General features: G+C 60.3%; 23 protein-coding genes and 1 pseudogene. 4 read left to right on the top strand and 20 right to left on the bottom strand.

The genetic code is table 11. The features are described 5' to 3' along the window. Window positions 1-515: pseudogene (locus EXZ48_RS32095) on the bottom strand (hypothetical protein); the annotation flags it as partial. Then, window positions 515-2,254, bottom strand: coding sequence for a hypothetical protein (locus EXZ48_RS32090; RefSeq protein WP_130521034.1), 1,740 nt, complete (start codon window positions 2,252-2,254; stop codon window positions 515-517). The gene EXZ48_RS32090 and the pseudogene EXZ48_RS32095, both read right to left, overlap by 1 nt. 11 nt (window positions 2,255-2,265) lie before the next feature. On the opposite strand from EXZ48_RS32090, the gene EXZ48_RS32085 reads away from it, so the two are divergent. Beyond that, a complete protein-coding gene (locus tag EXZ48_RS32085; RefSeq protein WP_130521033.1) occupies window positions 2,266-2,520 on the top strand; it encodes a hypothetical protein in 255 nt (84 codons plus the stop codon). 45 nt (window positions 2,521-2,565) lie between these two features. Here EXZ48_RS32085 and EXZ48_RS32080 read toward each other — a convergent pair whose 3' ends face one another. Further along, on the bottom strand, window positions 2,566-2,787 hold the full coding sequence (locus tag EXZ48_RS32080) for a hypothetical protein (protein ID WP_130521032.1): 222 nt from the start codon (window positions 2,785-2,787) through the stop codon (window positions 2,566-2,568). Window positions 2,788-3,052: 265 nt separating this feature from the next. Then, on the bottom strand, window positions 3,053-3,814 hold the full coding sequence (locus tag EXZ48_RS32075; RefSeq protein ID WP_130521031.1) for a phage antirepressor KilAC domain-containing protein: 762 nt from the start codon (window positions 3,812-3,814) through the stop codon (window positions 3,053-3,055). Window positions 3,815-4,160: 346 nt separating this feature from the next. Here EXZ48_RS32075 and EXZ48_RS32070 point away from each other — a divergent pair, with 346 nt between their 5' ends. Both EXZ48_RS32070 and EXZ48_RS32065 read left to right on the top strand, forming a co-directional pair. Beyond that, window positions 4,161-4,469 carry an Arc family DNA-binding protein gene (locus tag EXZ48_RS32070; protein ID WP_130521030.1) on the top strand — a complete coding sequence of 103 codons (309 nt, stop codon included), beginning with the start codon at window positions 4,161-4,163 and terminating at the stop codon, window positions 4,467-4,469. A gap of 54 nt (window positions 4,470-4,523) precedes the next feature. Continuing rightward, a complete protein-coding gene (locus EXZ48_RS32065; protein ID WP_130521029.1) occupies window positions 4,524-4,997 on the top strand; it encodes a hypothetical protein in 474 nt (157 codons plus the stop codon). A gap of 223 nt (window positions 4,998-5,220) precedes the next feature. On the opposite strand, the gene EXZ48_RS32060 is transcribed toward EXZ48_RS32065, so the two are convergent. The 16 genes from EXZ48_RS32060 to EXZ48_RS31985 form a co-directional block, all read right to left on the bottom strand. Then, window positions 5,221-6,837, bottom strand: coding sequence for a hypothetical protein (locus tag EXZ48_RS32060; protein WP_130521027.1), 1,617 nt, complete (start codon window positions 6,835-6,837; stop codon window positions 5,221-5,223). Beyond that, a complete protein-coding gene (locus EXZ48_RS32055; protein ID WP_130521025.1) occupies window positions 6,837-7,859 on the bottom strand; it encodes a hypothetical protein in 1,023 nt (340 codons plus the stop codon). The genes EXZ48_RS32060 and EXZ48_RS32055 overlap by 1 nt, the downstream gene beginning before the upstream one ends. A gap of 12 nt (window positions 7,860-7,871) precedes the next feature. After that, on the bottom strand, window positions 7,872-8,255 hold the full coding sequence (locus EXZ48_RS32050) for a hypothetical protein (RefSeq protein ID WP_130521023.1): 384 nt from the start codon (window positions 8,253-8,255) through the stop codon (window positions 7,872-7,874). 10 nt (window positions 8,256-8,265) lie between these two features. Beyond that, entirely contained in the window at window positions 8,266-9,483 is a 1,218-nt protein-coding gene (locus EXZ48_RS32045; RefSeq protein ID WP_130521021.1) for a hypothetical protein, read from the bottom strand. Between the two features lie 396 nt (window positions 9,484-9,879). Beyond that, the gene (locus EXZ48_RS32040; RefSeq protein WP_130521019.1) at window positions 9,880-10,230 is read right to left on the bottom strand and encodes a hypothetical protein; all 351 of its coding nucleotides are present in this window, start codon (window positions 10,228-10,230) and stop codon (window positions 9,880-9,882) included. Continuing rightward, a complete protein-coding gene (locus EXZ48_RS32035; protein WP_130521017.1) occupies window positions 10,227-11,693 on the bottom strand; it encodes a hypothetical protein in 1,467 nt (488 codons plus the stop codon). Before EXZ48_RS32035 ends, EXZ48_RS32040 begins: the two co-directional genes overlap by 4 nt. Further along, a complete protein-coding gene (locus EXZ48_RS32030; protein WP_130521015.1) occupies window positions 11,690-12,097 on the bottom strand; it encodes a hypothetical protein in 408 nt (135 codons plus the stop codon). Before EXZ48_RS32030 ends, EXZ48_RS32035 begins: the two co-directional genes overlap by 4 nt. Before the next feature lie 85 nt (window positions 12,098-12,182). Further along, a complete protein-coding gene (locus EXZ48_RS32025; protein ID WP_130521013.1) occupies window positions 12,183-12,830 on the bottom strand; it encodes a hypothetical protein in 648 nt (215 codons plus the stop codon). Further along, complete coding sequence (locus tag EXZ48_RS32020; RefSeq protein WP_130521011.1) at window positions 12,827-13,906, bottom strand: hypothetical protein; 1,080 nt, start codon at window positions 13,904-13,906, stop codon at window positions 12,827-12,829. The genes EXZ48_RS32025 and EXZ48_RS32020 overlap by 4 nt, the downstream gene beginning before the upstream one ends. Window positions 13,907-13,908: 2 nt before the next feature. Next, window positions 13,909-14,619: a hypothetical protein gene (locus EXZ48_RS32015; protein WP_130521009.1), complete on the bottom strand. Its 711-nt coding sequence runs from the start codon at window positions 14,617-14,619 to the stop codon at window positions 13,909-13,911. A gap of 42 nt (window positions 14,620-14,661) precedes the next feature. After that, a complete protein-coding gene (locus EXZ48_RS32010) occupies window positions 14,662-14,904 on the bottom strand; it encodes a hypothetical protein (RefSeq protein ID WP_130521007.1) in 243 nt (80 codons plus the stop codon). Window positions 14,905-14,960: 56 nt separating this feature from the next. Next, window positions 14,961-16,208: a P22 phage major capsid protein family protein gene (locus tag EXZ48_RS32005; protein ID WP_130521005.1), complete on the bottom strand. Its 1,248-nt coding sequence runs from the start codon at window positions 16,206-16,208 to the stop codon at window positions 14,961-14,963. A gap of 40 nt (window positions 16,209-16,248) precedes the next feature. Continuing rightward, on the bottom strand, window positions 16,249-17,142 hold the full coding sequence (locus EXZ48_RS32000) for a hypothetical protein (RefSeq protein ID WP_130521003.1): 894 nt from the start codon (window positions 17,140-17,142) through the stop codon (window positions 16,249-16,251). A 39-nt stretch (window positions 17,143-17,181) separates the two neighbouring features. Further along, window positions 17,182-19,263 (bottom strand): portal protein, encoded by a 2,082-nt coding sequence (locus EXZ48_RS31995; protein WP_130521001.1) that lies wholly within the window; start codon window positions 19,261-19,263, stop codon window positions 17,182-17,184. Then, window positions 19,263-20,582 carry a phage terminase large subunit gene (locus EXZ48_RS31990; protein WP_207900566.1) on the bottom strand — a complete coding sequence of 440 codons (1,320 nt, stop codon included), beginning with the start codon at window positions 20,580-20,582 and terminating at the stop codon, window positions 19,263-19,265. Before EXZ48_RS31990 ends, EXZ48_RS31995 begins: the two co-directional genes overlap by 1 nt. Continuing rightward, complete coding sequence (locus tag EXZ48_RS31985; protein ID WP_130520997.1) at window positions 20,554-20,847, bottom strand: hypothetical protein; 294 nt, start codon at window positions 20,845-20,847, stop codon at window positions 20,554-20,556. The genes EXZ48_RS31990 and EXZ48_RS31985 overlap by 29 nt, the downstream gene beginning before the upstream one ends. Window positions 20,848-20,937: 90 nt before the next feature. On the opposite strand from EXZ48_RS31985, the gene EXZ48_RS35345 reads away from it, so the two are divergent. Further along, window positions 20,938-21,228, top strand: a 291-nt coding sequence (locus tag EXZ48_RS35345; RefSeq protein ID WP_207900564.1) for a hypothetical protein, incomplete at its 3' end; no start/stop codon positions are given.

Here is a 21,228-nt window from a genome sequence, read left to right as displayed (position 1 = left end):
CCCTCGATACTGAAGTGTGTGGATTTAGTATCGAAGGTGTGGGTGTGGTTTCCGGCCGTGTCGTAAATTGTGACCTTTGGTTGGCCCGTTCCCGCCCCGAACGCTGAGAACAGGAAATTCCCGTCATAGACCCGGAGAACGCCGAGCGTCCCTTCGCTGACGATGATGAACTCTTCACCATTCACCGTCTCGGAACCGTTCGGGTTGATCGTGACTGCGCCGCCCTGAGCGTAGACGTAGCATTCCCACCCGCTGGTGAGTGTTGCCGCCGATTGCGTGGTGCAGGTTGCCACCGCCGTAAACGCAATGAGCTGGTTGTGGTCGGCCTTGACGACCGTATACGCCGTGTCCTTCGCAACGCGCCGCGTCACGAGGCCCTGGGCGATATGGGACATCTCCGCCCGCATCGCGTCGTCGAGATTGGACGGCTTTGCGGTGCCCAGAATGGACACGCCGTTGACGTCCTGATTTTCGGAAGGGGTCGTCGAATAGTCGAGGATTGAGTTTTTCGCCATCAATATAGTCCTACGCTGTCGCGTGCGCGATCTGCCTGCGAGCGGCTGCCGTCGCCCGTGTTTCCGCCGAAGAGGCCACCCAGAAGGCCGCCATTTCCCCACCCGCCCCCGCCGCCGACCGTCTGGCCGTCGCGGAAGAGTGTTTCTCGCCCGAATTTATCGATGCGGGAGACGAGACCGTTTCCAAGGCTCGTGATGCGGGAGCCATCCGTTGCCACGCCGGACGTGCCCTTTGGGCCGCCCCATGCGCCGTATGCTGCCTGCGCCCCGCGGCCGAGGTCGTTCAGGGTTCCGACGCCGGCCCATGCCCCTTGCCCGCTTCGGTCGCCAAGAAGACCGCCGATACCTCCAAGCATGCCGCCCTGCGGGTTGTTCGCGCCAAGAGCCTCGCGGGCCAGAAGGGAACCGACCATCCCGCCAATCGGGCCACCAACTGCTGACCCGGCAATACCGCCCAGAAGAGAGGCGCCGGCATTCTTGGCAAACCGGCCGAGGCGTGAAGGCTGCTGTTGCGTGGCTTCAGGCGTGGTCGTTGTGGCCGCATCCTGCTCGACGACGGCTTCCGGCGTCTGGATCGATCCGGTGCTGACAGGTCCTTCAATCGCCCCGACTTCTGCCGTCTGAGGTTCATAGGCCGGTAGATTGTCGACAGGGTTCGCAAGAGGATTGGGACTCAGTCTGCCGACGCCAAGGATGTCGTTCGGGTCTCGCGTCTTGAGGCCCGACAGTCCAAGGATACCCCCCTGCTCCATGGAATGGCCCATCTGGCGGTATGCGTCCGCAAAGCTGGGCGTTGTCTGCTGGGTCGTGGGTGATACGGCATCAATTGCGGAGACGGCGCCGTTGGTAGTCTGCCGCTCAGGCTGGTAGGCCTGATAGGGTTGGTCCTGCGATACACGGCCCCGCGCCATGTTCACTTCGTTCTGCAGGTTGGCCTGCGTCTGCATTTCTGCGAGCTGCGCTTCACGGCTCGGCATACTACCCGAGGCAAGGAGGCCGCTGCGGAGACCATCAAGACCGTTCGCAACCGCTCCACCAGCCATGCGGTCAGCGGCAATTGACTGCATACCAGCGCCAGACAGGTTGAGGCTTGGCGTCTGGCCCATGCTGCTCGACAGGAGGCCATATGCCTCGGTCGGGGTTACGGCCGGCGTCTGAAGATCCTGCGGGACGTCGAGGAGGCCGCGCTCTACAGCGCCAGGTACTGCCGAGGTCCATGTCTCGGGGCGAATTTCCGGGGTTGGGATGTTCGGGTTCGGCATTGACGCGAGATCGACCGGGTTGCCGAATTCATCCGTCGCCCGGCCGGGGCGGAAGCCCTCCACGCGCTCCATGGCGTCGAGCATCGTCGTGCGCTGCTCAGGAGAGAGAGACGACAGTTCCGTATCGGGGTCGATACCTACGGCGCGGGCGACGGCGCCGACATAGGCGGAGGTATTGTTATTGTCCTCGGGAGGGGCGTATTTGTTTATGGCTTGCCGAAGCGTCCTGCCTGCGTAGCTTTCCGAGCTGAACAGCAGAGCCTCTTTCGCGGCACGGCCTACGTCATAAGACGGGAATACGGCGAATCCCCCGGATGATCCGATCGCACCATGCCGGCGCGAAAAAGCGCCGGGCCTGATATTCCCAGGGTTGTTCTGGCGATAGCTAAACGTCCCTCGAACGGTGTATACGTTGCCATCTGCGCCGCGAACGGTCGTGTAGCCGGGGCCGCCGCCGAGAACTTCGACGAAATCCATGGGATGCCTCAATGTTGAGATTGGCGCTTATTGTGCTTCTGATCGCGGCGCCGGCCTTAGCCGACGACGCCACCATGATCTCTCGCTATGCGGATGTGCGCGGTGACTGCCGCGAGGGGCAGACGGTCGATGGACGCGAGCTAAGCGAAGACGAAATCGTAAAGGTCTGTGCTGAGCGCGACGTTATCGGGAAAGATCTGACCGATAAGGGCTACTGCTGGGACAGCGGCGAGCAGACTTGGATCATCTGCCCCTTGACGAACTAAGGCCCTCGCGATGGAGGGCCTTGATTGCTGATGTGATATTTCTTGTTAGGCCTGCGCTCGCCTTGATTTACGTGCGACGGTTACGAACTGATGCTCGTGATCAATCTGAACACGCCATCCGATCTCTTTCGGGTGCATCGCAGCCATAGCATCGCGCAGCGCCATGGCGTGATACAGAACGAGTTCGTCCGGCGGCATGGTCGAAGCGACGACGGTGACCGGAACGGAGGCGGCTGCGAGACCTCCGAGGAAGGTGCGGCGGTCCATTATGCGCCTCCTACCGCTAGGAGATGCGAGTGCCCAGGCCACCGGCTTTCAGGCAGAAAATCCCAACCATTGTCGGAAGAGAGCTTACCGGCGAGCTTCCAAGCTTCACCGAGGTCGCGATAATACCCCATGCGGTCCCACGTACCGTCTGGCAAGAGCATTTCGACGCAGAAAAGGCACGATCCGTCATCCTGCGCATAAAAGGAAACCTGAATTGAGGTGCGCTTGACGTTCCCTACATCGGGGAATTGGATGATATCTCCCATCACGCAGCCCTCCCAACTTTGATATTCTCAGGGACCCGATCCGCGAAGTAGGACAGTCCCTTCGGGGTAAGGTAAGTCTGGAGGTGCGTCTTTTCGTCGTTGCCCTTCTCCGACTTCACCTCAAAAATCCCAGACTGTCGGTACTGAACGTAGGGCACCAAATCGCCGCCCTGGTAGAAAAGGTAGGAGCCCTTCAGCCAGCGGACGAATAGATTGGGGCGAAGGTTAAGCGCCCGGCCGGCGTTCTGAAGCCCGAAAAGGCCGTCCGCGTTCATAAATGCATCGTAAAATGCGGTCTTCGGCGCCAGGTCCTGAATTATCGCGTCTTTCTGGATGATAATGTCCGCCTGCTCTGCCGCAAGACGAAGAGCGTCTGCGAAGGTCTGCGGAATAGCGAAATTCTGCCGCGACACCTGCTCGACGGCAAAGTAACGCTCGATCATCTCGTCGAAGACCTCCCATGCCTTGTCGTCTCCGAGTGTCTTGGCAATCTTCAGGTAGCCGCGCTTGGTGATCAAATGTGCCTTTGGGGCATATTTTGAGAAAACGCCTTCTGGGAGGTTGGTACGGATTTCGTCCCGACCTAATTCCACAAAGTCTTCCCCGGCGACAAAGCGTTCCCGGTTTTCATCGAAGCTGCGCTTCGCGGTGTCTTTGGGGCGGCCATGCACCTTGTCAATCAGGGCGAACGTCACGACCTGCTGCCCGCGATATTCGATCTTGTGAATTTCTGTTCCTGCAATGATAATGGGTAGGGTCATCTGCGGTTCCTTTTTAACCTCGGATGATTGGGAGTCCCGCTTTTGCCGAGCGGGTCTTGATTGGACGGCGGGGCCAGCGCGCTAGCTATTTCCCCGCCGTCACTTCCTGGGCTCGCCTAAGAGCCTGGATTATCAGCGCATTTTGCGATGTGCATTCGCGCCGTGATTTCTTTTCCAGCCATAGCTTTAGATCTGCGGGCATCCGCACGATCAGCCTTGGCAGTTCTTCACTTGCATAGGCCACTTCGTCTCCTTTCATGATGCGACGGTAATATCGATATCACGGTCGCATCATTGACGGCAAGCGCTAAATAGCACAGTGCGATTACGACCTGTGGAGGCAGCAATGGCAAAACACCCGACTGGCCGCGGTTCTGATCAATTCGTAGTTCGGTTTCCCGACGGGATGCGTGAGGAGCTGAAGGTTTTGGCCGCAAACAACGGCCGGTCCCTAAACGCGGAAATTATTCTGCGCCTGCGTGAGTCCATGGATATTGACGTTGCGGCGGGCGTAGGCCCGAATAACGGCTACCCGATTTACATGCCCGACGACCTGGCAGACAAGGTTGCCCGAGCCGCCACCCGAATGAACCGGTCTATCGAGGCCCAGGCCCTCGACACGCTCGAAAAGTCCTACCTTCCGCCCAAGCCCTGACTCGACTCCAGATTGATCTCGTGCTTTTGTTTTCCTGCTTGAGGGGAAACTACAATGCGCAAATCTCTGTCACGCGGCTCTATCTGCGCCGTGCTTTCATTTTCGTTGGCCGCTTGCACGACATCAACATCGCAGATGGCCAAAGAGCCACACAAGGTGCCGAAATCGGCCCTCTGCCGCTCCTATGTGCAAACGAACGACCAAAACCTTCGCTATCAGATCCATACTGAACTCAATCGTCGCGGCATCCACCCGGCGACATGCGACAAGATGGTTCAGGACCAAAACAACGCCGCGGCGGCTCTAGCCGCTGTAGCGGTTATCGGTGCGGCTGTGGCCGTCTGCTCCAATAACAATTGCGGCGGCGGCAGCTCGGGGTATGGCTACGCTTGGGACCAGTTCCAACACCCGAACGCCTTCGGGCTCATGTGGGCTTGCCGGTCGCGGGCGACGGGTCAATTTGCTGACAATTACCACTGCAACGGCCTGGCTATGCACGACAACACATGGCCAGGGATGTACTTGTGATACTCTGACACCTCGCATATCTTCAGCCTATGGACCAAACCACCTTCTGGCAAATCTTCGCTGCCGTTCTTGCGGCCAACCTCCTAACCGTGGCCTTTGTTTGGGGATGCGTGAACATCAGCCGGCGCGAAGAGGCGAAGGAGTCTTTCGGCCTATATCTTGGCGTCGTGTGCATGACTCTGTTCTTCTGCACAGGAGCCCTGTACATCGCATTTGGCGGGACCTAGCGTCCCGTCGCCACCTCTGCGCCAATCCTAGACATGGGCATCTGCCCAGCCTGTGCTGCCGCCTCGATTGCCTTGAAGCCGGCCGGAGCCGGGATTACGCCCTGCTGGATGAATTCGGCTACCTGTCGAGCCGTCAAACCGCCAGAGCGAATAAGCTGAGACAGCTTTTCCACGTTCCGAACGGTCATGTGGTCAGCAAGTGCCTTAGCTCCAGCCCCAAGAACGGGAAGCCCTATACCGACCGGGCCGGCGAGACCGTACCCGGCCGCACTGGAAAGTGTCCCGCTGACGACGCCGGTAGGAGCAAGCTTCCCGGCTAGGCGCAAGGCGTTCTGTGGGATCGTACCCTTGATCACCCGCTCCGCCGCCTTTTTTTCAGCCGCCGACATGCCGCGGGCAAGGCGCGGATTATCGAGGATCGCCCGAACGTTTTGGCGCATCGCGTTATCAGCATTTCCGCCAGAACCTGTGGAGTCAGCCCGGCGCGTGGCCTTGAGTATCGCCGTATCGATCTTTTCCGCCTTTTTCATGCGAGTCCAAAGGCTGCGAGCCCGGAGCATCTGATTTGCGGCCTCTTTCGAATTTCCGGCAAGAACATCGTCCGGCTTCAGATCGCCGATAAAATCGTCAATCTTGTTGATCATTTTTGATACGAGCCGTTGCTGATCGGGCCGGGTGACATCTCCAGCCGCGTTCCCGGCTACTCGCCGGATGATATCCATTCCCTTTAGCGTGGTATTCTGGCCCTCAAGTCCGTCCAATCGGTTCAGAACGGCCATCACGCCAGGGTGAAGCGCCGTGTCGAAACCATCCTCCGCAAGCTGCTTCTTGATGGATTCGGTGAGTCGCTGAGTGCTGCCCGGCTTGATGATAACACCCGCGTCCTCGGCCGCTTTGTAGGCCTTGCTGGCATATAGGCCCAACTCCTCAATGGTCGGGATAGTCTTGCCGGCCATACGGCGTTCTATAGCATTGGCAGCGCCGCGGACTACTCCGCCTGCGATGCCGCCCGTTCCGGCGCCAAGGGCTGAACTGCCGAGGCGGCTTTCGAAGCCACCCTCACCCGAGCCAAAACCATAGGCGCCACCCATCAGTGCGCCCTGCCCGATCGCCCCAACAGTTGTTTTCGCCGCAGCGCCCGGCATCATCACGGCGCCCGCCAGTTGCCCGGCAAATCGGGATGCCCCGCCCTCGCTATCGCGTTGGCGCTGATCGGCAAGGTTCTGCTCGTAGTTCCCGGCCTCGCCACCGATGCCCGTCAGGTCTCCAGCCTTCGCTGCGAACTCGTCCGCGAGGCCGAACGTCAGCATGTCGGCCGTGCCGCGCACGAAATCATCGGCCATCCTGCCGGCGCCGCGCGCTACCGCCATGGCCTTGCCACCGGGAGACAGCGCGTCATATCGAGCCTGCGGAAGGCTCTCTATCTGAGCATCCCCCAGCTTGTTCGACATGCCGGAAAGCTCCTGCCGCATGTCCTGCGACTGCTGGCTCTCCTGTGCAGGGCCAAGCTGAGAGGCGATCTCGTCAACCGTGGCATTCTGCTGTTCGGGTGTCAGGCTGAGGAAGCTGTCGTCAACCTTCACGCGCTTGCCGTTGATATTGAGTGTCGCCATTACGGTTCAACGCTCCATTGAACGCCGGAAGAGGTTCGGTTGCCCCCTTGCTGGGGTGAGCCGGCGCCCGGCTGATAGAATGAGCCTCCGCGAAGCCCTTCCGCGCGTTGACGGTTGAACTCCAGACGACGTTCGGCCAAGGCTTTCGCTCGCTCCAGAATGCCACGGCGAACATTAATCGGCAGGCTGGACGACCCCTGCATATCGAGGAGGATTTTCCGCTCACCTTCGGTCGGGGCCGCACCGAAGATCGATTTCAGGCTTTGAAGCGCCTGCCCGACGACAAGATTGTCATAGTCGGCCGTCGCGGCGGCGCTCTCTTTCGATGATACCGAGTCCGGCACCATCCAGTCAGGCAGGGCATTCCCGACGACACCGCGCGCGCTGGCACCGAAGCCTTGGTTCGCCTGATCATTGATGGCAAGAGCCTGATCAAGGGCGGTGATTGCAGCTTGGTTCGCTGCAACCATATCGTCGGCCTCAAGGATCGCCTTCTTGTCCGTGGCGGTCAGTGGTGACTGGTCTTCGCGCGGCATTTTCCCTGTCAGGATAAACGACTGATATGCCGGGTTGTCGGGCGTCAGACCGTTCGCCTCGGCAGCAGCGCGGCGTGTCTCGTAGGGGTCTGGCTTCGTGTCGTCGGGCTTTTTCGCCGTGCCGAGCGGCGTCCAAGACCCAGCATTCTCGTCGAAGTAGCCGTATTCTCCATTGTCCAGCGTCTGAAACTTGCGATTTGGCGCCTGCGCCTTCAGGCGTTCCTGCTCAGCCTCGCGCTTCTGCTTATACGACAGCGTCAGGAGATCGGCCGGCGACATCCCCGCCTCTAGCATTGGCAACAGGTCGGGGCTGTTCTTCTGCAGCCAATCCATGGTGGCGTTTTTCTGGCGAGCATCTTTTCGCTGCTGGGCAAAGCCAAGAGCCGCCCCGGAAAGCTGCTCCTGGGGGTTGCGCCCGGAAAGCAGGCCAGTGCTGATCGCCAACAGTGCATCGGGGTTGAAATTGCCAAGAAAGCCGTTAGCCATCGTCATCGTTCCTCAGAGGTATCCGGCGCGCTGGAACCCCTCTTGCATGGCACGAAGCCGAGCGGGGCCGTCAGGCATGTTGTAAAAGATGCTTTCCCAACGCTTCATCCGCGGGTCCAGTGTGAAGCCGTCCCCGCTATCGCCCGTGCTGCCGGTCGTCGTCGCCGTCGTGTCCGTCGAGCCGCCCGGCGTGAGGTTCTGCGGCAGGGATGAGACCTGTACCGGGTCATAAATCTGGTTCAGGTACTGGCGTTGAGCGAGCAAGCCGCCACCGAAGCCGTTGTTCATCTGCTTGGCGAGCAGTCCAAGCTGGCCGGGGAAGCCGGCCGGCATGGAAAGGCTGCTCTGCTCCTTGATCGGGCGGCCAAAGGTTTCGTTTGGGCGTTTTCCTGGCATGGTCGTCTCCTTAAAGGCGCGGCGCGGCTGTGCCGCCAGTGCCGCCTCCGAACAGGCTGCCCAAGAGCCCCAATCCACCGATACCGGTTAGGAACGGGTTCTGCCCGCCACCGCTGGCCGTGGTCTTGGATGTCGAGAACTGGCCACCAAGGTTGCCGACGTTCAGAAGCCGTCCGATCTGATCCCATGGGCTGTTGTTCTTCGCATCGAAAATGCGCAGTTCGTCGTTCTTAATGCGGGTGGCCAGATCCTCGTTCATGCCGCCGACCTGCATCAGCGTCTGATACGGCATCTGCGCGATATTGTAGGCGTTCTGCATGTTGCTCAGGCCCTGCTGCCCGGCATTGAACAGTTCGCCCTGAGAATTCAGCAGATTGCCATACTGGCGATCGATGTTGTCGATACCGACTTGGCCCATGTTCAGGAGGTTGTTGGCCGCGCCCTGCATCGTGCCGTAGGCGCCCGTCATGTTGTTGACGCCCTGCTGGCCGCCCTGGAAGAGCGCGTTGTTTGCGGCGTCCTTTCGACCCATCTGATACTTGTATTCGTCGGACAGCATGTTTGCGGCAAGATTGCCCGTTGTCTTGCCCATGACGCCCTGGTGTGCACCGGAACCGTACCGACCGGCCGCGGCGGCGCTGAGGTTCACGCTGTCGCCGGCCGCATCGAGCGCGCCGGACAGAACCCGCTGGAAGTTGGGATCGGCGTTCGGATCGAATTTTGACGTCGCCGTTGTACGGTAATTGTCCATGGCAAGACGCTGATCGTCCGTCATGCCGCCAGAGTTCAGAAGGTTCTGAAAAATCCCCTGGTTCGCGTCGAAATTCTTCCGAACGGACCCAAGCGCCTGCCGCTGGCTCTCATTGAAGCCGCCATTGCCGAGCATGCGCATATAGCGGTTCTCGGCATTGTTGGCCGCCATCGTAAGGCCACCCAGCGCGTCCTTCTGGTACGAATTGAAGCCACCATTGCCGATGATGTTGCCCATCTGGCGCGTCAGGCCGCGGCCCGTGTTACCGTTCGCCAGCGCTTCCAGCCCGCCCATACCCTTCATGGTCTGGAGCGAGTACGGAATGACGGTAGAGCCGGTGTAGATGTCCGAGCCGACGCCGTTTTTGTAGAGGTTCAGCGCGTCCGCAAGCCCGGTTTTCAGGAGGTCCTGTGTCGGCTTCCACGGTTCATTGCTGGTCGTTTGGGTCTGAGAGCTACCGCCGCTGGGCATAGACATCTACCTCGTATGTTCGGCTGACTTCTCGGGACTCGGGGAACATGGCCCCCCACCCCTTCCGTCCGCTGGCAGTGATGACTGAGGCCCCGCCTTTTCGGGCCGCGTCGTGGACGAATGACCGAAAGGGCTCGCGCCATGCCGCTACCTGCTCACCCGCGAGGCAGAGGCAGCGGAAGACGACGCCAGAAGGCCAGTTGTAGAATTTCCAAACGGAGGCCATCAGCGGCCGGGTTCCGTCGTGCGCCACCATCAGATAGGCCTCACCGGAAAGGCACATTTGCCGGAGAATTGACGCTGTCAGGTCGCAGCGATACCGCTCGCACGCCCTCTGAATTCTTCTTTCAAAGGCAGGCCAGATGTCGTCCACCTCATGAGGTGAGGCAAAGGCGACGAACATCAGCCCTTGATGCCTGCATGGGTGCGGACGTGCACCGCCGAAACATCGATACCGGCGCCACTCGACTTCACTCGGAGGACGGAACCGGCATCGATTGTTAGGTTGTGGTCTGTGATATGCAGCCGTGCATGGGACGCTACAGGTTCCTGATTGCAGACATAAACGGTCGAGCCGCCCTTGTCGTAGATCAGATCAACGTTCAGCGAGCCGGACGAGGTGTTGCAGAACGTGATGCTCTCTAGCGTGGACGCCTGGTTCTCACTCGATACGATGAGATCGACTTCGTTCGTATCTGACAGGCTTGTGATTGCGGTCTCGCGCTTGCCATCCGTCTTGGAATAGACCGTCATGAGAATGCGGCCCTTTCACCCATCAACTCGATGGTGGTAGCCGTCTTCCAGACGGCCCCTGCAGGCATGTTCACCTTCAGCTTGAGCATTCGCCCGTCACCTCGAATGCCACAGAAGCGGGTGCGGGCGGATGGCGTGACCGGATTTCGCCATGAAATGGGCTGCCCCTTATAGTCCGAAGTGCCCAGCGTCATCGTATAGTCTGCCGCATCGCTATCGAGGCGCGCGCCATTGATGAAGAACCTGTCGGGGTCGGCCGGGGCGAATTCCGAGGTGTAGAGGTCGCAGGCCAAGTTATCGCCCGACATGAAGGCCAAGCGGCCATTGATGGAGATCCCGCCAAATGTCGGTTGACCCGATTGCCAGAACCGGCTGTCGAAGGGGACGTCAATCTCATCGATTGTGTCGAAGTACTTGTCCATGCCGTCGATGGTGACGGACGGGGTGACGACCGCGGCGAGGGCCTGGAATTCCAGATCGGAGAAGCACCAACGGTCCAGCGTCCAGTTGTAGCCGAGAAGATAGCTCTTGGCGTCCCTCGCCCGAAAGCGCCACCAGACCACTTGACGGTACGGATCGACAGATGCCTCCATGTCCTCCAGAAAATCAGTGTCGATCGTCTCGGAGAACCACTTATTCAGCCGCTCAGCGCCGATGGGGTTGTTGACTCGATAGAAGCCGGACGGGCTGTAATAGACGAAATCGTCCTGACCGATCTGCGCGCCGGCATAAGGCGCTGCGAGCCCCCTTTCCGAGGTGATATCCGAGAAGGCGAAGATCCAGCTGCTTTCGAGTGCAAACCGCATGGACCGGATGGCCGCCCGCATAAGGATGACCGCGCCGCCCGTGACCGAGATACCGGCCATGACGTCGGCGCCGGCCGGCATGCGCTGCGACCCTGCCCCGTCCTCACCTTCGGCCCACTGCTCGGTGTTGTTGATGCCGCTCCACCGGACAAGGTCAGGAGCGCTGTCGATACCGAGAGCGACGACGAAGTCACCAACGGCGATAAGGCTACGGCAGACGGGCGGCGACCCCGCAAGGTTCGCGAACACGGCGTCCGACGAGATATCGAATTTCTGGATAGGGTCAGTGCCATTCGTGGCAAGCACGCGGTCACCGAACTGCAGGAACACCCACCGGAAGGACGAAGAGTAGTCTGACGAGGTTCGGGAAACGTCGTCCCAAATCAGGGTGGTCTCGTTGAAGCGGTACAGCTTCGTTGCCGTCCCGGCGAAGGTGGCGACCGTCCCCGCCGCTGTGCGGGCATGGAATACGCCCGTGCACCCCTCCAGCGTCTCGACAGACCCTTCCCCGAAATCAGGGTCAACCGGGATTGTCTCGTTCAGCGAAGGCATCGGCCCCCATCCGTCCACGACAGGGAGCGCGTTCACCACCGCATCGGCGGCAGCGACGTTGTACGACGCCTTGTCTGGTTCGAAGGGGGAAAGCGGGATTTTCAAAGCGCGACCGCCGTCTGGAAAAGCTGGTCGATCTGCTCGGGCGTCAAGCTGAGGCCGACAGCCAGCGTCTCTATGAGCGTGTGATCGCGCTTCATTTCGGTGGCGTATTCCCACTCGATGCGGGCGGCAGTGCGCTCGGGCTCGGCAATCGCGTCAATCGCGGCCTCGACGCTGGATAGCAGCCCTGCCTGGAGAAGAGCGAGGCGGGCCTGCCGCATGGAAATGGACTGCGGAATGATGACCGGCACGTCCTCCAGCGCATGCACGTACTTGACGACCCCATCCACCCGCTTGACGCTGGTAGAAGCAATGAGCTTGCCTTCCGGTACGGGATCGGCTTCGACGGGCTGATACAGCTTCAGCGTCGCCAGTTCCTCGGCCGGCCACAGCGTTGCGATGTTCATGGGATACAGGACACCGGCAATGCGTTCTCCTCTCCACGGTGCAAAGGCACCGGGAGGGTTTTCCCGATAGAGCGTCATGATTGCCTCAACAGAGTTGTATCTGGATGCCCGCAGAGGTGGTCGCACTGCTGGACCACGTAAGTGATGCGGCACTAGTCGCACCAGCAGGCGAGATGGAGAGTTCGTAGACGGCGGATGAATAGCTCGTCGAGAGGAGCGATCTTTGCGTCAGGCCTGCCGGAGGAGAAGATACAGTCCTGTTGTTAGCCGCAATTGCGAATGAGGACAGCAGCAGACCAGACTTAGTCGCATTAATCGAGGCTGCTGTTGCCGTCGTTGAAGACGCTTCGGTTTTTGTGCCTATGACGTCTATCGCACCGGTCCCGCCGCGCGTGCAGATAATCGTAGCATTCTTTACGCCGGAGTTCGCCAGGCTGAAGTTGAATGTTGAGCCTTCAGTGCCATCGACTGTGTGGGTGAGAATTGCAATGCGCAGGTTTCCGCTGAACGCCGAACCCACAACAGTCCAGTCGGCTAGCGCGCCCGTGGCGGTGATGAAGTTGCTATCGCCCCAGATAATGCAAGTAAACAGATCACCAACTTGCGCACCGGCCGGCTTGTTGACAGTGACATTGGTGGAGCTGGAAACGGATGCAGCGGTGGCCGAGACGAACACAGGGGGCGCGACGGCATCGGCGCCCCCAAGCAGCATGCTGTTGAACAGCACGCTCATACGCCGACGCCCCGCAAGCTGAAGTCAATGCGGGTTGACGAAACGACCTTGAAATCAATGCGAAACTTGGCGTTCGCCCCAGTCGGGGCCGCTGGAGCCGTTGCCGCACCGATCGGATACCAATTCGAGCCGAAAGCCAGCGTCCGGCCGCCCGTGCCATCCTGGACGCAATCAATGCCCCCGGTGAGCTTCACATAGCTGGATTGGTTCGTTGGGTTGGCCAGAGTGGCGTTGTGGCCGAGCGTCAGGTCCCAGTTGTTGCCGTCCGCAAGGTCCTGCGTGATCGTCGTGCCGCTGGTGAGCGTGGTGGAGGAACCCCGCTGGGGCTTCGTCCAGAGGTTAGCAGTTGCCAGCGCCCCATAGAGCGTATCGAAGTAGGCCTTGAGCGTGGCCTTGACGTTCGCCCACGTTACCCGCTTGAGGACGTTCGAGGCGGCGCTGTCAATCAGGCCAATTTCGTCCGCATCGACCGGTGTCGTCTTTTCCGTGGCGCCGTGGATGGACGACCCTACATTGCCGGCGTCCGTTACATCGGCAGACGCCTCGATGCCGGATAGCTTCGTTGCCTCCGCACTCGTATAGCCCTGATATCCCGCAGCATAGGTTACGGCAAAGGTCCCGGTCGTCGTGATGGGCGAGCCAGCCACTGAAAGGCCGGTTGGGACAGTGAGCGCTACGCTGGAGACCGTGCCCCCGGCCGGAGGAGTGTCAGACAGATCGTTGTAGCTTCCCGACGTCGCAACAGTAGCGAGACCGGTGACGTTGCCGGCCGGGATGTTCCCATGATGGTTCGCACGGTCAAAAGCATCCGCCTGGACGCTCGTCGGGTCATACATGCTGGCAGCCATGTCGCCAAAGCCAGTGCCCTGCGCATTGATGATCGGCGAAAGCGGGTCAAGCCAGTTGATCGTGACATTCTCACCAGCCTGGATGGAGGTGATCTTCTCGTCCAGCTTGGACTGGGTTTCCGTGCTGCTCCAGAGGCTGCCGGCCGAACGAATAGCCGCGGCAAGCTCGGCCGCCTTCGCCCCCGGATTGGTCAGCCAGGCGATGAGCGAGTCTATGAATTTGATCATGATCAGCCCACCACGAATTCTGTGTCGTCGATGACGTAGTCATAGCCATCGGGGAGAGGACCGGGGCCAATCGAGCCGTAATTGCCTTCGAGGCAACGACCGCGGCCGGTAGACGTGAACATAGAATCGACCGTCAGAACGGCCTGCTTGGCCCGGTTGAGCTGCAGCTTGGTCTCTTCGATGAACTCGTTGACCAGCGACTGGTATGGCGCGGCCAATTGCGGGTCACGGACGAATGCGCCGCCCCAGACGAGCGTTGCGGCCAGATAGACGTCGGGATGGTCCAGCAGGAGCTTATTCGCCGGGACGGTATCGCTGAGACCGAAGCGCCCCTGATACCGGAACCGGAACCGATATGGCTGGTCGAGCAGGCGGTCCATCTTGATCTTGGTGTCGTCGAGCGCCCAGAAGCGCGGATATCCGGTCGTATCAACATTGTTGAAGGCGCCGGCCGGCCTCGGCGTGAAATCGTACTCTCGGTCGAAGTCGATCAGCTTCAGGACGATCGGCGCGACGATTTTCAGGGATGAAACATCGATCTCGCGAGAGCCAGCGACGCCCGTCAGGATGGCGTCTGTTTCCACCATCGGCAGGAGACGGTTCAGGCGGGCCTCAGCGAGCGAAATGAACAGCGGGACGTTCCCCGTGATGTCATTCCGGTCCATGAAGTCCTGCACCGCCGTCTGAAGCTCGGTATAGGTCGAAATCGCCATTCATCCCTCCAGATAGAGGGATGGGGGCCGAAGCCCCCACCCTTATGCGCCGATGAGGCCTTTTGCCTTCAGGGCAGCGTCCGCAGCGCGGATCCAAGCGACGATGGCGTCAGCCTGGGTCTGGCTGAAGCCGTACGGCGTCGAGTTGGTAGCCGCCGTGGCCGCGGGAGCCGTGAAGCCGGTATCCTTGACGGACGGGGTTGCACCGAAGAACCCGACCTTGTCGCCGGTCTGGCCGAGGCAGACGCCATCGGAATTCTTGTCGGAAAGCTGTTTTGCAGCCATTTTCCAATACCTCTGGTCTTGATGGGGGAAGGTGGCCGGGCCCGAAGGCCCAAGCCTTAGGGAGTGCCCGAGATACGGGTGGCGAGGCGCTCGTCGATGACCTTCTTTCCGTACAGAATGTCGAGACGCCATGCGCTTTCGTCGTTGGTTCCGTCGTAGACCGGGATGACGCGGACACTCGTGCCCTTGTAGGTCTGGCGGCTGACATCGACAGCGCCCGGGGGGCGCTCCAGCGGAACGGAGACGAGCGCGAAGGCGTTCTTGTGGAAGATCATGTTCTGGCGGTAGCCGGTCGAGGCCGTGCCGATGAACGTGACGGGCTGGTTGTTCAGGTCGGTGACGCCCTGAACATCCACGGTCTTGAACGCGCCGGTCCAGATCATCGCCGGGGTGATAACCAGATCGGTTTCCGAGCCAACCGCCGTTGCATCCTGAACCACGGTGAACATCTTCAGGTAGGACAACGGCGCCTTGGTCACGGGGTTGACCGCATAAACGCCATCGATCGTGAACACGTCGCCGGCCTTGACGGTCTGGGTCGCGCCTCCAAGGGCGTCGATGTGGATCGTCTGCTGGTTGGTGTCCTTGACGTCCGCATAGCTGATCGTGCTGGCCGTAATGGACAGGTCAATCAGCGTGGAACCTGTGCGGGAACCTGTGATGTGGGTTGCCACGTTCTGCGTCATGTACAGATCGATGCCGCCCACCATGCCGGTCTGGCCTTCGCGATAGGCCGGCTTGTTGATCGTGTCGTTGTACAGGTTCGTCTGGGAGCCGACGAGCGCCCAATGATCGGCCGGGCACAGAACGCCCGTGCGACCATCCTGCGGCACGGCGCCTTCATCGAGACGTTCCGGGCCCTTGGCGAAGTCCGCGAACGAGTTGATGAGCTGCCCCGGCGTGCCGACCCAGTTGGAAACGCCGGTATAGAGGCCGTGAAGATCGACATCGACCTTGTTGGCAAGCTGGACCATCGCCGGCTTGATGACGCGCTCGGAAAGCTCATCGATCTTCAGAGTCAGGTCCTGGGACGAGAACTTGAAGTCGATGCCCTTGCGAGTGTCGATCTTGATCGTGGTCTTGCCTTCGACGACGTCCTGAACGGCCATGACCGGGCCATCGCGGACGGTGAAGTCAGTCGGGCGGCGAATGGAAATCGTGTCGCCGACCTTGTAGCCGTTGATATTTTTCGAGAACTCTTCCTCGTAGCCGCGAAATACCTTCTTGGCCATGACGAGTTCGTTGTCGAGGATGCGCACCGCCTCTTTGGCGATGATATCCGCGGTGAGCGTGGTATTTGCCATGAAAATGATCCTTCTGGCGGTCTATTCCGCTGGGATGCGATTAGCGTTGGGCTCGCGCGCGCTGCGCAGCCTCCTGCCGGTTCCGGTGAGCGGCGTACTCTTCCATGCTCATTTCCCCGAGCGACTTCCTTGCTGACGCGCCGCTTTTGGCGGCTACGGTCGTCAGTGGCTGCACGCTGGTCTGAGCCGGTCTTGGAGCGGCCTGCTTTGCGAGGGCTTTCGCGCCGACGAATGCGAGATACAGGCCCCGGTAGAAACGCGGGTTGATTTGCCTCTGGATTTCCTCAGGCGTCAGCCCGAGATCCGACATGGCAAATGTTTCGATCTCGCGATCAAGCTGCGGCGTCCAGCCCTTGATTTTTTCCTGTGCGAACTGCCGGGTCTGATCGATCCGGCTGTTGAAGTCGGCAGCCGCTTCCGCTTGGCGGGTCTTCTCCGCCTCGCTCAACTTGCCAGAGATATCGGCCTGCGCCTCCCGCAACTGCTGGAAACGCATGTACTGCGCCTGCGCCTCGACAGGGTCTTCCCGGTTGAAGCGTTGCCAGTCAATGTCCTGGTACTGCTGAAGCTGCCCGTTGATCTGGAAGAGGATGCCGCGGGCCTGAAGTTCGTCATCGGTCGCCTTCGACCTGACTTCGAGCTGCTTCCGCTCTTCGGCGATCTGCCTCTTCTCGTCTGCGTTCAGCTGCGACTTCTGCGTATAGTCCGCATTGCGCAGGAACGCGTCCTTGAACTTGGCGGGGACTTTCAGGGTCTCGCCGTCAAGCTCGATGTCGAAAAGTTCGGCTAGCGCCGCCTGCTCTTCGTCGTCTCCTTCAATCACGTCGGCCTCAAGGTCGGGGCTCGAAAAGCCGTCGTCCTCTACCTCCGGCGCCTGCTGCTCGATTGCTGGGGTCTCCAGTTCGCTGGCATTAGCCATCGTTCCTTCGTTCATGAAGGTCCACTCCTTTCAAGGTTGGTGGGATTGCGCCGCTTACCCTTGGCGCGCGGGATACTGTTGTTGACGATCGAACTGCCGATCGTTTCGGGCGCCGGCATCGAGGGCTTTTGCGGCGTCGATCCGCTGCGCCTGCTCTTTGAGGCGCTGGTCGCCTTCGACCTTCATCCGATCCGTCTCGGCATTGAACTGGTCGATGGATTTGTCGTCTTCGAGCTGCTGCACCTTGCGCTGAAGCTCCTGAATAAGCTCCATGCCCTGCTGCATCTGCTGCTGAACCTGCGGCGGGACTTGATCCTTGCCCGGCAACGGGAACATGGCATCAAACCTCTCGGCAATTTCCTGCGCACCAGGCCAATCAAGGTTCTTGGCAAGCTCCGGAGCGATAGCCGGTGCGCCCTGCGGGAAAGCGCGGACCATTTCCGTCATTTGGAAAGCTGCCTCTTCGCGACGCGTGGTGAAGCTCGGGCCGGTCGAGACAGTCAGGTCGTACTTGCCGACGGTCAGGTCGTGCATCGCCATGACAGCGGTCTGGATCTTCTTGCCGTTCTCGTCCGTCATCGGCTGGCCGAACTCGTCGACCTTGTCCTGCATGACGGGCTGGCCGTTCTCGTCCATCTTCGGGAAGGCCTTGTTGATCTGCTTGGTTTCTGGCGTTCCGTCCTCGCCCATGACCCGCACGACGCGTTCCGTGTTGTAAACCTTCGGAATCAGGTCAATCACGACGCATCCGGTGTGGCGGATCGCGCGGGCAAGATTGTCGATGAAGTGGAAGGTGGAAACGTCCCCTTCCCGTTGGCGAGCTATGATTGCCTTGCCGCTCGTCTCGTTCGATCGGGCGCCGAGGGACGCATCATAGAGGCCGATGATAGCCTTCATGTCGTCAGCGGCGCCAAGAGCCTCCTGGATCGCTCCAGCGGCAACGCCACCGTCAAGCGGCTGACGCTGGGGCGGCACACCAGCAGCGGCGACAACCTTCGGGTCGAATTCAAGGTAAGAGTGCGATTTCGTGTTGGCCGTCGCCCATTTCGTGGGCTCAACCGCGAACCCGGCCGGCCCCACCCAGGGCGCGCGCGGTGCAAGAGCAACTGTCTCCGTCGCCATGGAGCGCCAGTAGTTGAACATGCTCTGCGCGTCTTTGGCGCTGTGGATCAGCGACCGGAAATACCGCTTGCCTTCAAGAACAATTTCATCGCCGTAGACCGGGATAATCGGAATGTAACGACCGGGCCAAACACGCTCTTCCAGAATGTCAGCGCCTGACATGATGGTCTGGGTAACCTTGTGCGACTTTGCCACGCGGCTGGTGACGATCTGGACGGCACGGACCTCAAGAGCAACCTGAAGATCCTCGTCCTTCTCCAGATCTTCCTTCGAAACCACCGTGCCGTTCGAAAGCTGGTGGATTTCCCGCTCGACCTCCTCGCGCTGCCACCATTCGGCAATGAGAACTGTGTCGTCCTCGGTCCACGTCGTGTCCTGAGACCAGGCGTCGCTGTCGAAATCGACGTCCACCTGATCGCCATCGACATTCTGCTTGCCCTTGTACCGGCGCTTGAACTCATCTCGCGTGATGCGATCGACGACGAAAGCAACGTTCCAGTCGCTGGAGTCCGCTTCCGTGCTGTCCGGGTCACCGTAGACCGAAAACTGATTGGAAATCCGCTTGATGCCGAGATCCATGTCAAAGCTGTCGTCGTACGCGTAGTCGAGAGACACACGCCAGTACGCAAATCCGCCCGAAACACTGCCCTCAATGGCCGTGTCATAGGCGACGTCGGCCTTTGAGGTGTATTCGATATTGCGGATCAGACCGTTGATGACGTCTGCCGTCTCGACATCCGCCCCGCTATCGACCGGGTGAACCTTGATCGACGGCTTGTTCTGGCGGGCGTCGTTCACCACTTGCCGAATGAAGGCGTTCAGCTTCGAAATCGTCAGACAGGGGCGTCCCTCAAGCTGTCGCTGCTTCAGGATCTCGGCAGGCCACTGCTCTTCCAGCCGTGAGAAGCGAATATCGTCCAGCGCGGTCTGCCGATTATGCTGGTCCGCATCCGAGCAGCGCTGAAACGCCTTCTTGCCGGCGGTGAGGCGATCAGCCATCTCTGTGTCAGCCATCAAGCCATCCATCCGCCAGCGCCGCGGTACGTGTACTGCGGTTCTTCCGGCTTCTTCTGTTGTGGTTCTTCATAGGCGACGCACATAAGGCCGAATGCGTCGGCGCCGTGCGATGCCCAGTCATGTTCCGGCCCGAGACCGATGTTGCGGGTCTCGTCCTTCTTCTCGTGATACCAGCCGAGAGCATCACGCCCGGCTTCCGTCGTTTCGGCATTGAACCAGATCGCCGGGAAGAGCCTGCGGGCCGCCTCGATGCGAGCCGCTGCAGCGCCCTTGCCCTGGTTGGGAATGACCGTGACGTCATAGCCGGCGTCGGTCAGCGCGCTTTCGTAGGAGACGTCGAACACCTTGTCTTGCGTGCTGCCGTCATGAGGCAGCCAGAACTGCGCCCGGTCTGGCGTGTAACCTTTGCTCCGCAGCCAGGCGAGATGCGTAGCCAGCGGCTGTCCCTGCGCCTCGTAATAATCAACGACCCTGATTTCCTTGCCGATGAACTGGGCAACCCAGATGACGAAATTGTCGGCCTTCGCGCCCGTGCCGCCGATATCGACGAACAGCCGGTACGTCATTAGCGGGTCGGCAGCGACGCGGCTGATGCGGCCCTCTGCCTTCGCAGCGTTCAGATGGCTGGCAAAATAGGCTCCAGATGCCACCGTCACGTATCCGCCTTCCCAGACATGATCGTAATCGTCTGGCGTCATGCGCTGGCAGTCGAGCCGTTCTTGCTCTAGTTCGGCGCCGAACCACGGATTATCCCGCCAGTTCGCGTTGACGACGATTGCGCCGGTCGGCTTCTCAGGGCCGCGGAGCATTACATCCACCGGGTCGATCTTTCGGCGGGCGTTCCAGCTCCACCACATTTGGGCGCCGGGCGCTCGCATGGTCGGGCGAAGCATCTTGATCGAGGTGGCCGAGGCCGATTGCGCTTCCTCCCACCACGCCCGCTTGAAGCCTTCCAGCGACTTGATGGACTCGGCCGTGTAGTCCTGCATCCCCTTAAAGATGATCAACCCGTCTTTCGGAGTCGTGATGCAGTCCCGAAAGACCTTGAAGCCATCGGCCTCGCCAAGACGGCAATCGTTCAGCTTAGCCTCGATCAACGCCTTGGATGACTGCGCGAGATCCTTCTGAACTTCGCGAATGCAGACGCTACGCAGCCCCTCACCGCTGATACCGGGCTCTGATAGGCTATCCTCGATCAGCAACCCGCCGAAGAAGTGCGATTTACCAGATCCTCGCCCGCCCCAAGCGCCCTTGTCACGGGCCGGCTCCAGAAGCGGGAGAAAGACTTCAGCCGTGTCGATCGCCAGGACGGACAATACGGCGCTCGATGACATGGACGATCGGGCTATCGGGGTCCCCGGCAACCTGCATCGGGAGGACCTTGCCGAGAAGACTCATGAACGGGCCTGGGTTAAGACGCGCCTGCTGTGTCAGGTACGTGACTATATCGCCCTCACCCGCTTGTTCTGCCGCCTTGAGGATTGCATCCTTCAAAAGCGCGGTCTGCTTGTTGAGCGAGCCTTTTGGCCTGCCCTTCCCGCGGTTTCCCGTATTCTTGCCTACTTTAGGCTCTTCGGACATGTGCAGCACTCCCGAGGGTTGGTGCTATTTCAGGATGATCTTGCCGATGCGGCAGTGGCGTAGAACGCGGTTGACCTGCGGGACGAGAAGATGCTCAACACCAACCTGCATGCCGTACGGGCTGATAGGCTGGAGGCCGACGAAATTCCTGACGGCCTGGTCGTGCGCGATGTGCGGCGCCTCGGCTACATCTTCCGCCTTAGACTTCCCAAACGGCCACATGCCATGCTCCTTGCTTGGGAGGGGTTAGGCGAGAAGAGCCCAGATCAGCCAGGCGGCAAACGGGATGATCGTGACAAATGCGGGCACCACGCTCACATCAGCACTCCATGGCTCGGGACGAGCGGCGGGTTAGGCAGCGGCCTCAGCGCCGTAGTAATC

Source organism: Shinella sp. JR1-6, assembly GCF_004284735.1.
Classification (GTDB): Bacteria; Pseudomonadota; Alphaproteobacteria; order Rhizobiales; family Rhizobiaceae; genus Shinella.
This window is presented reverse-complemented; position numbering and strand designations above follow the sequence as displayed.

Bases quoted from the DNA above. Each gene is read 5' to 3' on its own strand.
- EXZ48_RS32015 (WP_130521009.1), bottom strand. From the start codon at position 14,619: ATGGCGATTTCGACCTATACCGAGCTTCAGACGGCGGTGCAGGACTTC.
- EXZ48_RS32055 (WP_130521025.1), bottom strand. From the start codon at position 7,859: ATGGCTAACGGCTTTCTTGGCAATTTCAACCCCGATGCACTGTTGGCG.
- EXZ48_RS32030 (WP_130521015.1), bottom strand. From the start codon at position 12,097: ATGAACATCGCAACGCTGTGGCCGGCCGAGGAACTGGCGACGCTGAAG.
- EXZ48_RS32060 (WP_130521027.1), bottom strand. From the start codon at position 6,837: ATGGCGACACTCAATATCAACGGCAAGCGCGTGAAGGTTGACGACAGC.
- EXZ48_RS32065 (WP_130521029.1), top strand. From the start codon at position 4,524: ATGCGCAAATCTCTGTCACGCGGCTCTATCTGCGCCGTGCTTTCATTT.
- EXZ48_RS32090 (WP_130521034.1), bottom strand. From the start codon at position 2,254: ATGGATTTCGTCGAAGTTCTCGGCGGCGGCCCCGGCTACACGACCGTT.
- EXZ48_RS32070 (WP_130521030.1), top strand. From the start codon at position 4,161: ATGGCAAAACACCCGACTGGCCGCGGTTCTGATCAATTCGTAGTTCGG.
- EXZ48_RS32025 (WP_130521013.1), bottom strand. From the start codon at position 12,830: ATGAGCGTGCTGTTCAACAGCATGCTGCTTGGGGGCGCCGATGCCGTC.
- EXZ48_RS32085 (WP_130521033.1), top strand. From the start codon at position 2,266: ATGTTGAGATTGGCGCTTATTGTGCTTCTGATCGCGGCGCCGGCCTTA.
- EXZ48_RS31985 (WP_130520997.1), bottom strand. From the start codon at position 20,847: ATGTCCGAAGAGCCTAAAGTAGGCAAGAATACGGGAAACCGCGGGAAG.
- EXZ48_RS32075 (WP_130521031.1), bottom strand. From the start codon at position 3,814: ATGACCCTACCCATTATCATTGCAGGAACAGAAATTCACAAGATCGAA.
- EXZ48_RS32045 (WP_130521021.1), bottom strand. From the start codon at position 9,483: ATGTCTATGCCCAGCGGCGGTAGCTCTCAGACCCAAACGACCAGCAAT.
- EXZ48_RS32080 (WP_130521032.1), bottom strand. From the start codon at position 2,787: ATGGACCGCCGCACCTTCCTCGGAGGTCTCGCAGCCGCCTCCGTTCCG.
- EXZ48_RS31995 (WP_130521001.1), bottom strand. From the start codon at position 19,263: ATGGCTGACACAGAGATGGCTGATCGCCTCACCGCCGGCAAGAAGGCG.
- EXZ48_RS32050 (WP_130521023.1), bottom strand. From the start codon at position 8,255: ATGCCAGGAAAACGCCCAAACGAAACCTTTGGCCGCCCGATCAAGGAG.
- EXZ48_RS32010 (WP_130521007.1), bottom strand. From the start codon at position 14,904: ATGGCTGCAAAACAGCTTTCCGACAAGAATTCCGATGGCGTCTGCCTC.
- EXZ48_RS32005 (WP_130521005.1), bottom strand. From the start codon at position 16,208: ATGGCAAATACCACGCTCACCGCGGATATCATCGCCAAAGAGGCGGTG.
- EXZ48_RS32020 (WP_130521011.1), bottom strand. From the start codon at position 13,906: ATGATCAAATTCATAGACTCGCTCATCGCCTGGCTGACCAATCCGGGG.
- EXZ48_RS32040 (WP_130521019.1), bottom strand. From the start codon at position 10,230: ATGACGGTCTATTCCAAGACGGATGGCAAGCGCGAGACCGCAATCACA.
- EXZ48_RS32000 (WP_130521003.1), bottom strand. From the start codon at position 17,142: ATGAACGAAGGAACGATGGCTAATGCCAGCGAACTGGAGACCCCAGCA.